At 64.8% G+C, this 17,397-nt stretch carries 1 protein-coding gene; it reads right to left on the minus strand.

Translation table 11 applies throughout. The features are described from left to right. Positions 1-62: 62 nt before the first annotated feature. On the minus strand, positions 63-16,937 hold the full coding sequence (locus tag V8G57_RS22050) for an amino acid adenylation domain-containing protein (protein ID WP_342831223.1): 16,875 nt from the start codon (positions 16,935-16,937) through the stop codon (positions 63-65). Between the last annotated feature and the right edge of the window lie 460 nt (positions 16,938-17,397).

Here is a 17,397-nt window from a genome sequence, read left to right on the forward strand (position 1 = left end):
ATGGCTATCAGCCGCCGCTGATAGCCGGCCAGCCGGAAGTTTGCCTGTTGCAACGTCCTGTGTCAGGGCTGCAGGGATGCCAGTACTCCTTCCTGCTTTGCCGGCTGCAAGGCGGTATTCAAGGCATGCGCAAAAACCTCGATATGCGGTGAAATCATCATCGACTGGTGGGTGCCCGGCACCGGCACCAGCCGCAGCAGCATTTCCGGCACCACGGCGCCCCAGCCGCGCAGAGGCTCGTTGACGGTGTCGCCCTCGGCACTGTAGAAGTGCACCGGAACGCCGATCGGCTGCGCCGCATAGTCGCCGTAGGCACGGATGATGGTGCGGCTGTTTTCCATCAGCTGCAGCAAGCCCTGCAAGGAAAACCCGGCCGGAAACAAGCCGTTCCGCCTGGCCAGCTGCAGCAGGGTGGGGACATCGATATCCGGCGCGGCCGCTTTCAGCTTTTCCATCGCGGCCTTGAGCACCGGATCGTTGCCGGCGGCGGCTTCCAGCAGCGTCAGCATCAGCTGCTTGTCGCCTAGTTTCCATTCGCGCTCATCATCGTCGCCGATAGAGCAGTGGGTGTCGAACAGCCCGATAAACTCGACCTCCTGGCCTGCATTGAGGAATTGCTGCGCTACCTCGTAAGCCAGCGCTCCGCCGAACGACCAGCCGGCCAGCCGGTAGGGGCCGCTCGGCTGCACCGCCCGGATCAGGTCGGCCGCGCGCACCGCCATGCCCTGCACCGTCGACAGCTGCGGCTGTTCCAGCGGCACCGGCGGCAAGCCGTATACCGGGATGTCGGGATGGATATGGCTTGCCAGCATATGCGCATAAATCAGCAAGCCCGAGCCTTCGTGCATCAGGAACAAGGGGCGCTGCCGGCCGCCGGCGCGGATCAGCACGGCAGCATTTTCCGTCTCCAGTGGATTCAGCTGCGCGATGTGTTCGGCCAGCCGGGCGACCGTCGGATAGGTAAACACGTCGCTGGCTGAAATCCGCACGCCTTTTTGCTTGAGCAGGTTCACGACCTGCAATATCGAGAGGGAATGCCCGCCCAGAGAGAAGAAATTGTCGTGGCGGCCGATGCGTTCGATCTGCAGCAGTTCCGACCAGATGCCGGCCAGGACCGTTTCGATTTCCCCCTCGGGCGCCGCATAACCGCCGACCGCATAGGCATCCGCCGCAGGCGCCGGCAGGTGCTTCCGGTCCAGCTTGCCGTTCGGCGTCAGCGGCAGCGCGGCCAGCATGACGTACGCTGCCGGCACCATGTACTCCGGCATGTTGACGCTCAGGTGGGAGCGCAGCGTTTCGGCATCGACGGTTTCCACGCCGGCAGTTTCATGCGCGACAACATAGGCCACCAGGCGCTTGTTGCCAGGACTGTCCTCGCGCGCAATCACCACCGCCTCGCGCACCGCCGGATGCGCGGCCAGCTTGGCTTCGATCTCGCCCAGTTCGATGCGGAAACCGCGGATCTTGACCTGGAAGTCGTTGCGCCCCAGGTGCACCAGGTTGCCGTCGGCCTGCCAGCGCGCCAGGTCGCCGGTGCGGTACAACAGCGCGCCGGGCAGTCCGGAGAAACGATCCGGAACGAACCTTTCTTCCGTCAGCTCGGGACGGTTCAGGTAACCGCAGGCTACGCCTGCGCCGCCGATATATATCTCACCCGTCACGCCAACCGGCACCGGCTCGCCGTGGGTATCCAGCAGATATGCCTGGGTGTTGGCGATCGGCCGGCCAATCGGTATGGTGGCCTGGGCCGGGTCGACCGCCGTGATTTCATGAGTGGTCGCATAGGTAGTGGTTTCGGTCGGCCCATAGCAGTGGATCAGGTGCCCGGGTTTGCCGGCTTCCAGCACACGCGCAAACGCCGCCGGATCGCAGCGTTCGCCGCCGGTCAGCAGGTAACGCAGCTTGCCGAATGCATCCGGCACAATCGCCGCGCATTGGTTGAACACGGCGGTGGTGATGAACAGCGCGGTGACAGCGTGCTGTTCCAGCGCCCCGGCAAACCGGAACGGATCGAGGAATACCTCCTTGTCGATCACGACGATCCGCCCGCCATTGAGCAAGGCGCCCCAGATTTCCATGGTCGAGGCATCGAAGGCCGGATTGGCGGCGAATGCGATGCGGTCGCTGGCGTCGAATGCGGCGTAGCCGTTCTCCAGCACCAGGCGCTTGATGCCGCGATGCGGCACCATCACCCCTTTGGGCTGTCCGGTTGAACCCGAGGTGTACATGATGTAGGCGATCGTGTCGTTATCGCCCGCCGGCGCCAGGTTATCCGCGGCGCATGCGGTTTCCGGCGAGCCGTCCAGGTTGACCCTGGTTACCGTTGCCAGCGCCGGCCAGTTGCCGCCCGCCAAAGCCAGGACCAGGCTGACGCCGCTGTCGCTTGCCATGAACACCTTGCGTTCGTCGGGCAGCGCCGGATCGATCGGCACATAGGCCGCGCCGCATTTCAGGATCGCCAGCTCGGCGACAACCAGCTGCGATGAACGGTCAAGATGCAAGGCCACCCGGTCGCCGGGTTTGACGCCCAGCGCACGCAGGTAGTGCGCCAGCTGGCTGGCGCGGCGGTTGAGTCCGGCGTAGCTCAGCTGCTCGGCGCCATGCACCACGGCAATCGCCTGCGGCGTCTTGGCCGCCTGTGCTTCGAACAGCTGCGGCAGCAAGTCTTGCGGATTGCCGGCGCCGGTTGCATTCCACGCCGTCACGATCTGATGGCGTTCGGCGGCGCCCAGCAGCGGCAGGCGCGCGATCTGCTGCGCATCGTCGTCGACCATCGCTTGCAGCAGGCGCTGCCAATATCCCAGGTAGCGTTCCACGGTGCCGCGTTCGAACAGCGCCGTGGCATATTCCAGGACGCCGGCGATGACGTCGTCCGATTCGCCCAGCGACAGGGTCAGGTCGAATTTCGCGGTGACCTGCTTGAACGGCAGCTGCGTCATTTCCAGGCCGGCCAGGCTGAGCCTGCCTTGCGGCGCGTTCTGCCAGGCGAACATCACCTGGAACAGCGGACTGTGCGCCATGCTGCGCACCGGATGCGTATGCTCGACCACCTGCTCGAAAGGAATTTCCTGGTGCTGCTGCGCGGCCACGGATTGCTGCTTCACATGGGTCAGCAGCGTGCCTACCGTCGCATGCTCGGGCAGATGGATACGCAGCGCCAGCGTGTTGACAAAGAAACCGATCAAGCCTTCCACTTCCTGCTGGCTGCGGTTCGCCGCCGGCGTGCCGATGACGATATCGTCCTGCCCCGCCAGCCGGCCCAGCAGCAGCGCCCAGCTGCTCAGCAGCGTCATGTGAAGGGTGGTGCCGTGGCGCTGGCTGAGCGCCTTGAGCTTTTTCGTCAACTCGCCGTCCAGCACGGCGTCGACCCAGGCGCCGGCATAGTCTTGCTGCGGCGGACGCGGGTAATCGGTAGGAAGTTCCAGCAAGGTCGGCGCGCCGGCCAGGTTTTCGGTCCAATACGCCGTCTGCTGTTCCAGCACCGTGCCGCTCATCCAGCGGCGCTGCCATGCCGCGTAGTCCGGATATTGCACGGCCAGGGCCGGCAGCGGATCGTGCTCGCCTTGCCGATAGGCGTTATACAGAGCGCTGACTTCGTTAAGCAGCACGCCGAGCGACCAGCCGTCCGAAACGATATGGTGCATGGTCACCAGCAGCGTGTGCTGGGTGCGCGTCTCTTGCAGCAGGCGGCCGCGGATCAGCGGGCCGCGGGCCAGGTCGAACGGTGCGGCTGCTTCCGCGGCGATCAGGCGTTCCCGTTCGGCGTCGCGTTCGGGATGGTGCCGCAAGTCGTGCTCAAGCAAGTGGAAATGGCTGACGTCCGCCGCCGCGACCTGCTGTATCGCACCTTGGCCATGCTGCGGGATGAAGCTGGTGCGCAGCGCTTCGTGACGGAACACCAGCCGTTCCAGCGCCTGGACCAGGGCCACCCGGTCGAGTTCGCCGCGCAGCTGCAGGGCCAGCGGCACATGGTAAGCCTGGCGCACTTCGCCCATCTGCTCCAGGAACCACAGGCGCTGCTGCGCAAACGACAGCTGTTCCCGCTCGGCGCCGGTGGCGAGCGTCATCGCAGGCCGGATGCTGGCGTCGCTGCCGGGCAGCTGGGCGGCAAAGTCGGAAAAAAACGGATGCATGAACAGGGTGCTTAACGCCACTTCAACGCCGAACGCCTGCCGGATGCGCGACATCATCTGCACCGCCAGCAGCGAATGGCCGCCGAGGGAGAAGAAGTTGTCGTGGCGGCCGATGCGTTCGACCCGCAGCAGCTCCGACCAGATGGCCGCCAGGGCGATTTCGTTTTCTCCTTCCGGCGCGGCATAACCGCCGGCGGCGTAGGCGCCGCCGTCCGGAGCCGGCAGGTTGTTGCGGTCCAGCTTGCCGTTCGGCGTCAACGGCAGCGCCGCCAGCGTGACATAGGCGGCCGGCACCATGTAATCAGGCATGCTGCTGCCCAGGTGCGTGCGCAGGACCTCGGCGCCGATTTCTTCGTCGGCCACGATGTAAGCCACCAGGCGCTTGTCGCCGGGATTGTCTTCGCGCGCGATCACTACCGCTTCACGGACCGCAGGATGGGAAACCAGCTGGGTTTCGATCTCGCCCAGCTCGATGCGGAAGCCGCGGATCTTGACCTGGAAGTCGTTGCGTCCCAGGTAAGCCAGGTTGCCGTCGGTTTGCCAGCGCGCCAGGTCGCCGGTCTTGTACAGGCGGGCGCCGGGCTGCGGCGAGAACGGGTCGGCAATGAAACGCTGCTCGGTCAGTTGCGGCTGGTTCAGGTAACCGCGCGCCACCTGCACGCCGCCGATATGCAGTTCGCCCGCGACGCCGATCGGCACCGGCTGGCCCAGGGCGTCGAGGATGTGGATGCTGGTATTGGCGATCGGCTTGCCGATAGGAATGAGGCCTCTGGTTTCCCCCGCAACGGCAGTCCAGGCAGTGACATCGACCGCGGCTTCGGTAGGGCCGTACAGGTTATGCAGCTGGGCTTGCGGCAGCAGCGCATGGAAACTGCGCACCAGCGACGCCGGCAGCGCTTCGCCGCTGCACATCACGCGGACGATGCCGCTGCAGTTCGCCGCCTCGCCATGCGTCGCGAATACCTGCAGCATGGATGGCACGAAATGCAGCGTAGTCACGCCGGCGGTACGGATGACCTCGCTCAGGTAACGCGGATCCTTGTGGCCGTCCGGCTTGGCCATCACCAGCTTGGCGCCCACCATCAGCGGCCAGAAGAATTCCCACACCGAGACGTCGAAACTGAAAGGCGTTTTTTGCAGCACCACGTCGTGCTGTTCCAAGCCGTAAGCCTGCTGCATCCACAGCATGCGGTTGACCACGCCGCGATGTTCGTTCATCACGCCCTTCGGTTTTCCGGTCGAACCCGAGGTGTAGATCACGTACGCCAGGTCTGACGGCGTGAGATGGCTGCTGTCCGGATTGTGGCCGGGATAGGCATCCCAGCTTGCCGCCTGCAGGTCAAGCACCGGCAAGTCCGGTGGCAGCGCCGCCCGGACCTGCTGCCAGCCGCCTTCGATCCCTGCTTGTGTCAATACCACGCGCGGTCCGCTGTCGCTGAGCATGTGCGCCAGGCGGTCCGCCGGATAGGCCGGATCCAGCGGCACGTAGGCAGCGCCCGCCTTCAGCACTGCCAGCAGGGCAACCACCATGGCCAGGCTGCGTTCGGCGCAGATCGCTACCCGGTCGTCCGGCCGCACGCCCAGCTCGCGCAGGTAATGCGCCAGCTGGTTGGCCTGGCGATTGAGTTCGGCATAACTCAGCTGTTGCGTTCCTTGCTCCACCGCCACCGCTTGCGGCGTCCGCGCCGCTTGCACTTCGCATAACTGATGCAATAGCGATTCACGTTCCGGATACGTCACCTGCGTGGCGTTCCACTCATCCAGTAGCTGGCGTTCCGCTTCGCCCGTCAACGGCAGGCTGGCGATCTGCTGCCCATCGTCAGCGACCATCGCTTGCAGCAGGCGATGCCAATAACCCAGGTAGCGCTGCACCGTGCCTGGTTCAAACAAGGCCGTCGCATATTCCAGCGAGCCGGTTACCGCATCGCCCGATTCGCCCAGCGCCAGGGTCAGGTCGAATTTTGCCGTGACCTGCCTTACGGCCAGCGGCGCCAGTTCCAGCCCGGACAGCTGCAGCTTGCCTTGCGGCGCGTTCTGCCATGCAAACATTACCTGGAACAGGGGGCTGTGCGCCATGCTGCGCACAGGGTGGGTATGTTCCACCACTTGCTCGAACGGGATTTCCTGATGCTGCTGCGCCGCCAGCGCTTGTTGCCTGACATGCGCCAGCAGCGAGGCCACCGTTGCGTTTTCCGGCAGGCGGATACGCAGCGCCAGCGTGTTGACGAAAAAACCGATCAAACCCTCCGCCTCCTGCTGGCTGCGGTTGGCCGCCGGGGTGCCGATGACGATATCGTCCTGTCCCGCCAGCCGGCCCAGCAGCAGGGTCCAGCTGCCGAGCAGCGTCATGTACAGGGTGCTGCCGTGGCGCTGGCTCAATGCTTTCAGTTTGCGCGTCAGCGTGGCGTCCAGCGTCGTATCGATGCTGGAGCCGGCGTAGTCTTGCTGCGGCGGGCGCGGATAATCCGCCGGCACTTCGAGCAAGGTCGGCGCGCCTGCCAGGCTCTGTTTCCAGTATGCCGCCTGCTGCTCCAGCACCGCTCCACTTATCCAGCGCCTTTGCCATGCCGCGTAATCGGGATATTGCACCGTCAGCGGCGGCAGCGGATCATGGCGGCCTTCGTGGTAGGCGTTGTAGAGCGCGCTGATTTCATCGAGCAGGATAGCCGTCGACCAGCCGTCTGAAACGATATGGTGGGCCGTGATCAAGAGCGTGTGCCGGGTCCGCGTTTCTTGCAGCAGCAAGCCGCGGATCAGCGGACCCTGGGCCAGGTCGAAAGGTCGCGCCGCTTCTACGGCAAGCTGGCGCTCCAGCTCCGCGTCGCGCTCCGGATGATGCCGCAAGTCGTGTTCCAGCAGATGGAAATGGCTGACGTCCGCAGCTGCCACGCGCTGGATCGCGCCGTGGCCTTCTTTTGCCGCAAAGCTGGTGCGCAGCGCTTCGTGGCGGAACACCAGGCGCTCCAGCGCCTGGACCAGGGCTACCCGGTCGAGTTCGCCGCGCAGCTGCAGGCCCAGCGGAATGTGATAGGCATGGCTGACCCCGCCCATCTGTTCCAGGAACCACAAGCGCTGCTGGGCGAACGACAGCTGTTCGCGCTCGGCGGCAGTGGCTGCCGTCAGCGGCGGCCGCACGCTATGACTGCCGGCCAGCAATTGCGCGGAAAAATCGCGCAGCACCGGACAGGCGAACAGGGTGCTGATCGCTACCTCGATGGCGAACGCCTGCCTGATGCGTGAAATCATCTGCACCGCTATCAGCGAATGGCCGCCCAGTGAAAAGAAATTATCATGGCGGCCGATACGGTCGACCCGCAGCAGTTGCGACCAGATCGCCGCCAGGGCGATTTCGGTTTCGCCTTCCGGCGCGACATAGCCGCTCGCTGCGTAAGCATCGGCCTCGGGCGCCGGCAAGTGTTTCCGATCCAGCTTGCCGTTCGGCGTCAGCGGCAGCGCCGCCAGCATGACGTACGCCGCCGGCACCATGTACTCCGGCATGCTGACGCTCAGGTGGGAGCGCAAGGCCGCGGCGTCGATTTCTTCGCTGGCGATGATATACGCCACCAGGCGCTTGTCGCCAGGATTGTCTTCGCGCGCAATCACGACCGCCTCGCGCACTGCCGGATGCGATGCCAGTTTTGCTTCGATCTCGCCCAGCTCGATGCGGAACCCGCGGATCTTGACCTGGAAGTCGTTGCGCCCCAGGTGCACCAGGTTGCCGTCGGCCTGCCACAGCGCCAGGTCGCCGGTGCGGTACAGCAAGGCGCCGGGCTGGCTGCTGAAACGGTCTGGAATGAAGCGTTCCGCCGTCAATTCTTCGCGGTTGAGGTAACCGCGTGCTATGCCGGCGCCGCCGATATACATCTCACCTGCCACGCCAACCGGCACCGGCTCGCCATGCGCATCCAGCAGGTACACCTGGGTGCCGGCGATCGGCCGGCCTATCGGTATGGTGGCCTGGCTTGCATCGGCCACGCTGACTTCGTATGTGGTGGCGTAGGTCGTCGCTTCGGTCGGGCCGTAGCAGTGGATCAGGTGCCCGGGTTTGCCGGCTTCCAGCACACGCGCAAACGCCGCCGGATCGCAGCGTTCGCCGCCGGTCATCAGGAAACGCAGGCGGCCGAACGCATCCGGCGCAACCGCTGCGCATTGGTTGAACACCGCGGTCGTCAGGAACAGCGTGGTGATGCCTTGCCGTTCAAGCGCATCGGCGAGGTGCAGCGGATCCAGGAATATTTCTTTGTCGATTACCACGATCCGTCCGCCGTTCAGCAAGGCGCCCCAGATTTCGACGGTCGAGGCGTCGAACGCCGGATTGGCTGCGAACGCGATGCGGTCGCCGGCGTCGAACGCGGCGTAGCCGTTTTCCAGCACCAGGCGCTTGATGCCGCGATGGGGCACCATTACGCCCTTCGGTTGTCCGGTCGAACCGGAGGTGTACATGATGTAGGCGATCGTTTCGTCGTCGCCCCCCGGCGTCAGGTTGTCAGCGGCATAGGCGCCGGCGGCGATATGGTCGAGGTCGACCCTGGTCAGCGCGGCCTGCGCCGGCCAGCGGCCAGAGCTGTGCGCCAGGAGCAGGGTGGCGCTGCTGTCGTTTGCCATGAAAATCTTGCGCTCGTCGGGCAGGCTGGCGTCGATCGGCACATAGGCGGCGCCGCATTTGAGGATCGCCAGTATGGCGACAAGCAGCGGCAGCGAACGCTCCAGCTGCAGCGCTATGCGGTCATTGCGCTTGACTCCCAGCTGCCGCAGGTGATGCGCCAGCTGGTTAGCCTGGCGGTTGAGTTCGGCATAACTCAGCTGCGCCGTTCCGTGCACCGCCGCGATTGCTTGCGGGGTTTTAGCGGCCTGCGCCTCGAACAGCTGCGGCAACAGTGGTGCCGGCTGCCTGGTTTTTGTTGCGTTCCAGCTGCTGACAACCTGCTGGCGTTCCGCGGCCGGCATGACATCGATGCTGTTGACGGCACGCTCCGGGGTTGTCTCCAGCGCCGCCACCAGGCGTTCCAGCGCGGTTTGCATGAAACCGCACACGCGCAATGCGCCGACCGCAGGCGTCACTTGCGCGGTCAAGGCGAAGCCGGATCCGAGGTCGTCCACCGACAGGGTCAACGGATAATTGCTGCGTTCCTCTCCCGAAATCTGGGTGACGCCTTCCCAGGTCGCCTGCTCGGCGGCCGTGGTTTCGCCAAGCATGCCGTGGCGGTAGTTGAGCAAGGCCGAGAACAAGGGCTGCGGCGCTGCGATCGCACTGGCGCGCTGCGCCAGCGCCAGCGAGGCATGTTCGTGTTCCATCAGTTCGGTCAGCAAGGCATGCGTATGCCGCACGCTTGCCGCCGCGCCTTGGGCGTCGATGTTGATCCGCAGTGGCAGGGTATTGACCAGCAGGCCCATCATGCGGTCGGTGCCTGCGCCGCCTTGCATGCGGCCGAACAGCACGGTGCCGAACACCACGTCGCTGCGGTTGGCGATCCGCGCCAGCACCTGGCCCCAGGCCAGATGGCACAGGCTGGCTGCGCTGACGCCCAGTTGCCGCGCCTGCTGCCGCAGACGCTTTGACAGCGCTGTACTGAGCTGCACATGGCCTTCTTCCAGTCCGCCGCCGTCGCCATGCACTTCCAGCAAGCCGAATGGCGCGGTTGGCTCATCGACATCGCCCAGCATCTGGCGGAAGAAGGCTTCATGCACCTCGATGTTGCCGCCCAGCCGGGCTTGCGCCACATAATTGCGGAACTGCAGCGGGACCGGCAGCTGCGCTTGCTGTCCTTGCAAATGTGCGGCGATTTCGGCGCGCACCACTTCCAGGGTGGTATGGTCGCTCACCAGGTGATGCATCAGGGTCAGCAATACCCAGCGTTCCTGTACAGAGTCGTAGGCAAAGCTGGTGCGCATCAAGGGCGCCTGCGACAGGTCGAGGCGGGTATGGCGCGGATCGAAACGGGCGCGCAGCTGGCCGGCGATATCGCCGTCGGCCGGGTCCAGCATCAGTTCTTCCTGTACCAGCGGCGCTGAGCGCCAGACCACCTGCAGCGGTTCCGGCACGCCTTCCCAGACGATGGCGGTGCGCAGCACGTCGTGCCGCTGTATCACGCCTTGCAGGGCTGCCAGATATCCGTCCAGGCGCGTCCGCGTATCGAAAGCGGTCAATCCGACCAGCAGATAGGGGTCGCCGTCCTTGGCCATCAGGTGATGGAACAGGATGCCTTCCTGCAGCGGCGCCAGCGGGTAGATATCCTGCACATTGGCGGCGCCGCCGGGAACGCTGTCGACCACGCGGTCAATTTCAGCGCTGTCCAAGGCAGCCATCGGCAGCATCGCCGGTGTGATGAGCCCGCATCCGGCCGGGATCAGGCTGGCCGGGACGGCGACCACGCGGCTTTCCTCGCCGATTGCAGCCGCCAGTCCAGCCAGGGTCGGCGCGGCGAACAGCGCGCGCACTTCTGCCTGCAAACCTTGCTGGCGCATCTTTTCCATCAGGCTGACGGCCAGCAGCGAATGACCGCCCAGCGAGAAGAAATTGTCGTGGCGGCCGATGCGGCCGATCTGCAGCAGGGCGGACCAGATGGCCGCCAGCGCCGTCTCGGTTTCCCCTTGCGGCGCTTCATAACCGCTCACGGCATAGGCATCGCCAGCCGGCGCCGGCAGGTTCTTGCGGTCCAGCTTGCCGTTCGCCGTCAACGGCAACGCCGCCAGCGTGACATAAGCCGCCGGCACCATGTAGTCCGGCAGGTTGAGGTTCAGGTGCGCGCGCAAGGTTTCGGCGTCGACTTCTTCATGGACCACGATGTAGGCCACCAGGCGCTTGTCGCCGGGCGTGTCTTCGCGCGCGATCACCACCGCTTCGCGGATTGCCGGGTGGGAAGCCAGCTGGGTTTCGATCTCACCCAGTTCGATACGGAAACCGCGGATCTTGACCTGGAAGTCGTTGCGTCCCAGGTAGGCCAGGTTGCCGTCGGCTTGCCAGCGCGCCAGGTCGCCGGTCTTGTACAGGCGGGCATCCGGCTGTTGCGAGAATGGATCGGGAATGAAGCGCTGCGCGGTCAGTTCCGGCCGGTTCAGGTAACCGCGCGCCACGCCGGCGCCGCCGATATATAGCTCGCCGGCCACGCCGACCGGCGCCGGTTCGCCTAGGGTATCCAGCAGGTACACGCTGAGATCCGGGATGCGCACGCCGATCGGACTGACGCCGCCGCGTACGGTGTCGGCCGCTTCAATCGGCTGGTAGGTAACGTGGACAGTGGTTTCTGTAATCCCGTACATATTGATCAGGCGCGTGGCGCAGTTCTGCTTCCGGGTGTACCACGGCGCCAGTGTCGCCGGTTCCAGCGCTTCGCCGCCGAAAATCACATGCCGCAGCAGGTGCGTTTCGGCGCTGCCGCTTTGCGCTGCAATCAGCTGGCGGAAGGCGCTTGGCGTCTGGTTGAGGATGGTTATTTTTTCGCGGCATAACAGACGATAGAAATCCTCCGCCGAACGCGCCGTTTCCAGGGGCACCACCACCAGGCGCCCGCCATGCAGCAACGCGCCCCAGATTTCCCATACCGAGAAATCGAAGGCGAAGGAATGGAACAGGCTCCACACATCTTGCGCGCCAAAATGGAACCAGGCGTCGGTCGCCGCAAACAGGCGCGTTACATTGCGATGTTCGACCATCACGCCTTTCGGCGTGCCGGTCGAGCCCGAGGTGTAGATCACGTAGGCCATGTCTGACGGCGCCAGGTGGCTGCTGTCGGGATTGTGGTCCGGATAGGCGCTCCAGGCCGGCGCCTGCAGGTCCAGCAACGGCAAGCCGGGTGCAATCGTCGCTTTCACCTGCGGCCAGCTGCCTTCGATCCCGGCCTGCGTCAGTACTACCCGCGGCGCGCTATCGTTGAGCATGTGCGCCAGGCGGTCGGCCGGATAAGCCGGATCGAGCGGCACATAGGCCGCGCCTGCCTTCAGCACGGCCAGCAAACCGACCACCATCGCTATGCCGCGCTCGACGCAGATCGCGACCCGGTCGTCCGGCTGCACGCCCAGTTCGCGCAGGTAATGCGCCAGCCGGTTGGCCTGGCGGTTGAGTTCGGCGTAGCTCAGCTGTTCGGCGCCGTGCGTCACTGCTGCGGCCTGCGGCGTCCTTGCTACTTGCGCTTCGAACAGCTGCGGCAGCAATTGCCCGGGATAGCCGGGCTGGTTTGCATTCCACGTTTGGACGATCTGATGGCGCTCCGCTGCCGGCAGCACGTCGATACTGTTGATGGCGCGCTCCGGCGCCGTCTCCAACGCCGCCACCAGGCGTTCCAGCGCGGTCTGCATGAAATCGCAGATGCGCATTGCGCCGACTGCAGGCGTCACTTGCGCGGTCAGGGCGAAACCGGATCCGAGGTCGTCCACCGACAAGCTCAACGGATAGTTGCTGCGTTCCTCTCCTGAAATCCGGGTGATGCCGTTCCAGGCTTCTTGCTCGGAGGGCGCTGCCTGGCTGAGCATGCTGTGGCGATAGTTGAGCAAGGCCGAGAACAAGGGCTGCGGCGCTGCGATCGCACTGGCGCGCTGCGCCAGCGCCAGCGAGGCATGTTCGTGTTCCATCAGTTCCACCAGCAAGGCGTGGGTGCGCCGCACGCTTGCCGCCGCGCCTTGCCCATCGATGCTGATCCGCAGCGGCAGCGTATTGATCAGCAAACCCATCATGCGGTCGGCGCCTTCACCGCCCTGCATGCGGCCGAACAGCACCGTGCCGAACACCACGTCGCTGCGGCTGGCGACCCGCGCCAGCACCTGGCCCCATGCCAGATGGAATAGGCTGGCGGCGCTGACGCCCAGTTGCCGCGCCTGCTGCCGCAAGCGCTGCGACAGCCTGGCGTCGAGCTGCACGTGGCTCTCTTCCAGTCCGCCGCCGTCGCCATGCACTTCCAGCAAACCGAACGGCGCGGTTGGCTCATCGACATCGCCCAGCATCCGGCGGAAGAAAGTTTCGTGCGTCTCGGTGCTGGCGCCGGATCGCGCCTGCGCCACATGGTTGCGGAATTGCAGCGGGGCGGGCAGCTGTGCTTCTTGTTCCTGTAAATGCGCGGCGATTTCGGCGCGCATCACTTCCAGGGTGGTGTGGTCGTTCACCAGGTGATGGATCAAGGTCAGCAGCACCCAGCGCTTTTGTGTCGCGTCGTAGGCAAAGCTGGTGCGCATCAAGGGCGCCTGCGACAGGTCGAGGCGGGTATGGCGCGGATCGAAACGGGCGCGCAGCTGGCCGGCGATATCGCCGTTGGCCGGATCCAGCATCAGTTCTTCCTGCACCAGCGGCGCCGAGCGCCAGACCACCTGCAGCGGTTCCGGCACGCCTTCCCAGACGATGGCGGTGCGCAACACGTCGTGGCGCTGTATCACGCCTTGCAATGCCGCCAGGTAGGACGCAAGCCGTTCCCGTGTGTCGAAGCCGGTCATGCCGACCAGCAGGTAGGGATCGCCTTCCTTTGCCATCATGTGGTGGAACAGGATGCCTTCCTGCAGCGGCGCCAGCGGGTAGATATCCTGCACATTGGCGGCGCCGCCGGGAACCTTGTCGACCACATGGGCAATTTCTGCATCGGTCAATGCCACCATCGGCAGCATCGCCGGCGTGATGCATTCGCAGCCGGCAGGAATCAGGCTGGGAGGCACCGTTACCAGGCGGCTTTCCGCGCCGATTGCGGCGGCCAGCCCGGCCAGGGTCGGCGCGGCGAACAGCGCGCGCACCTCTGCCTGCAAACCTTGCTGGCGCATCCTTTCCACCAGGGTCACGGCCAGCAGCGAATGCCCGCCGAGCGAGAAGAAATTGTCATGGCGGCCGATGCGTTCTATCTGCAGCAGCTCCGTCCAGATCGCTGCCAGGACGGTTTCGGTTGCCCCCTCTGGCGCGGCATAGCCATTGAAGGCGTAAGCATCGCCATCGGGAGCGGGCAGGTTCTTGCGGTCCAGCTTGCCGTTTGGCGTCAATGGCAGCGCTGGCAGCGTGACGTAAGCCGCCGGCACCATGTAGTCCGGCAGGCTGAGGCCAAGATGCGTGCGCAGGGCTGCGGCATCGATGTCCTCGCCGGTCACGATGTAGGCCACCAGGCGCTGGTCGCCGGGCGTGTCTTCGCGCACGATGACCACCGCTTCGCGGATGGCCGGATGGGATGCAAGCTGGGTTTCGATTTCGCCCAGCTCGATGCGGAAGCCGCGGATCTTGACCTGGAAGTCGTTGCGGCCCAGGTAAACCAGGTTGCCGTCAGCCTGCCAGCGCGCCAGGTCGCCGGTCTTGTACAGGCGTGCGCCAGGCAGCTGCGAGAAGGGATCGGGAACAAAGCGCTGTTCGGTCAGCTGCGGCTGGTTCAGGTAACCGCGCGCCACGCCGGCGCCGCCGATGTGCAGCTCGCCTGCCACGCCGACCGGCACCGGCTCACCCTCGGCATCCAGCAGGTAGACCTGGGCGTTGGCAATCGGGCGGCCGATATGCAAGACCTCGCCGGCTGCTGCCAGCCGGCCGGATGTGGCGACCACCGTCGCCTCGGTCGGGCCATAGTTGTTGACCAGGGAGAACGGCAATCCTGCCTGCGGAGCGTGCCGCAAGCGGTCGCCGCCGGTCAGCAGGTGGCGCAGGTGCGGATTGCCGATGCCGTTGCGCAGGGCGTGTTCGGCCATCGGCGTCGGCAGGAAACTCACATCCAGCGTTTGTTCGCTCCACCATGCCAGCACCGTCGCCGCGTCGTCGTCCCGCACCGGCAGCAACAGGGTTGCGCCGACGCACAGGCTTGGCCAGATTTCCCAGGCCGCGGCGTCGAATCCCAGCCGCGCCACGCACGAGGTCCGCTGGCCCGCCTGCAGCTCGAATGCAGCGTTATGCCAATGCGCCAGGTTGCTCAGGTTGCGGTGTTCGATCATCACCCCTTTCGGCGTGCCGGTCGAACCCGAGGTATAGATCACGTAAGCCAGGTGAGATGGCGCGAGCCGGCTGCTGTCCGGGTTGTGATCTGGATAGGCGCTCCAGGCCGGGGCTTGCAGGTCGAGCACCGGCAAGCCTGATGGAAGCGCTGCCAGGACCTGCTGCCAGCCGCCTTCGATCCCGGCCTGCGTCAGCACTGCCCGCGGCGCGCTGTCGTGCAGCATGTGCGCCAGCCGGTCCGCCGGGTAAGCCGGATCCAGCGGCACGTAGGCCGCGCCTGCTTTCAGCACGCCCAGCAAACCGGCCACCATCGATACGCCGCGCTCGACGCAGACCGCCACCCGGTCGTCCGGCTGCACGCCCAGTTCGCGCAGGTAATGCGCCAGCCGGTTGGCCTGGCGGTTGAGTTCGGCGTAGCTCAGCTGTTCGGCGCCTTGTACAACGGCCGCCGCCTGCGGCGTTTTTTCTGCCTGTGCCTCGAACAGCTGCGGCAGCAGGGATGATGGATAACTCGCCTGCGTGGCGTTCCAGGCCGTCACGACCTGATGGCGTTCCCCGGCGTCGAGCAACGGCAGCCGGGCTATCGCACAATCCGCGCCGTCGATGACGGCGTCCATCAGCAAGGCCATGCGGCTTTGTATCCGGACGATTTCATCCTGCGTGAAATGACGCGTGTTGTAATCGAACACAACCAGCACGTCCTGGCCCTGGTGGAAATCCCGGACCGACAGCGCCAGCGGCGTCTGCTCGAATCCATGGTCCAGCTTGACGCCGCTGGCCAGCCCGTCGCCCATGGGGAAATCGGTATTGAAGACTTCATAGGAAAGCGAGACGTCGAACAGCTGGCGATAACCGTTCTGCACCACATTGTGGGCGCGGTTGATCTCGACGATGGGGCAACGCTGATGGCGGTAGCAGCGGCGCAATTCCTTTGCAACGGCTGCCATCGCTTGGCTGAACGGCTGCTGCCGGTCCAGCGCGATCGCCACCGGAATGATCGACGAGAACATGCCGAAGGTGCTTTTTTCGCGCGCGTTGCCGCGGTTATGGATGGGCACGCCGATGACAACTTCGTCGAGGTCGTTGGCGCGCGCGAAATACACGCTGGTCAAGGCCAGCATGAAATCCGGCGCGGAAAACCCGTGGGCCGCTGCAAACGCGGTCATCTTGTCGAAGCGCGGACGGTCGATAGACCAGTAGCGCTGCGCGCTGGGAGCCAGCTGTCTGGCCGCGAGCGCGCTATCGCCTGCGACCAGCCGCGCAGGCAGCTGCGTGAAACGCTGGCGCCAGAATTCCTTGTCGAGCGCAAACCGGGCGGAAGAAAAATAGTCCCGGTCCTTGGCGATGAAATCCAGGTAGGAGGGTGCGGCTTCGGCCAATGTCACGTCCAGTCCGAGCAGCCGGTTGTAGGCGCTGGCGATGCTGGTGAAGCTCTGCGACGTGCTGATGCCGTCGGCGACCAGGTGGTGGTAGCACAGCAGCCAGTAATAGCGCGACGGACTCACGCGTATCAGTTCCATTTTCCAGAGCAGCCCGCCATACAGGTCGAACGGCTGCTTGAACACCTGTTCCATGCGCTGCCGGGCATGCAGGTCGCCGTCGGCTTCGCCGGAAAAATCCAGTACCGGCAACACAAAATCCACCGACGGCAACACCTGCTGCTGCGCCATGCCGCCGGCTTTGACCAGCACCAGCCTGGCGGCGTCATTTTCCACCGCGAAATAGCGGATGGCTTGCTGCAGCACGAGCGGATCGACGGCTGCGTCGATTTGCACTGCCAGTCCGATGTTGTAATAGGGGATGTCTGGATTCAGCATCTGGTCCAGCCACACCACTTGCTGCACGGAAGAAAGTGGGTGGACCGACGCTGGTCCGTCGTTGGACAGCGCGCCTGGCGCCGCAGGTGTTTCAACCGGATTCGACATAAAAACCTCTAGGCAGTGTTTTGACAACAATCGGAAATTGAGGAAGCGTTCTGCTTCTCCCGGGCCGCCGCCTGCCACGGCATGTGGATCGCCGGCGTCGATTCTCGGGTTGGAGCAGGGGCTTAAGGGATGCTGCTGGAGGCGGTTGCCTCAGTGGCGAGAGAGCATGGACAAAGCTGCTGTAGGGGGAGCGTGCGCATGGAATTCTCTTGGCTTGGAAACAAGTTTGAGGCGGACACCAGTTGCCGTAACCAGGCTTTGGCAGCGACGGCCGGGAAGGCAGCCAGCCGCCGCATCGCATAGGTTACGAGGCAAAAGTGATGACGATGTTGCAAGTAAAAAACGAAGTAACATTGTTACTGTACAGAAAGTAAAAAACGCCGAAACTGTCACTTTTCACAGGCTGTTGCATTGCGGAAAATCACAGTAGACTAATGCGCACCCAGTCTTTTGATTGCAT

The organism is Collimonas rhizosphaerae, assembly GCF_038896935.1.
Classification (GTDB): Bacteria; Pseudomonadota; Gammaproteobacteria; order Burkholderiales; family Burkholderiaceae_D; genus Collimonas; species Collimonas rhizosphaerae.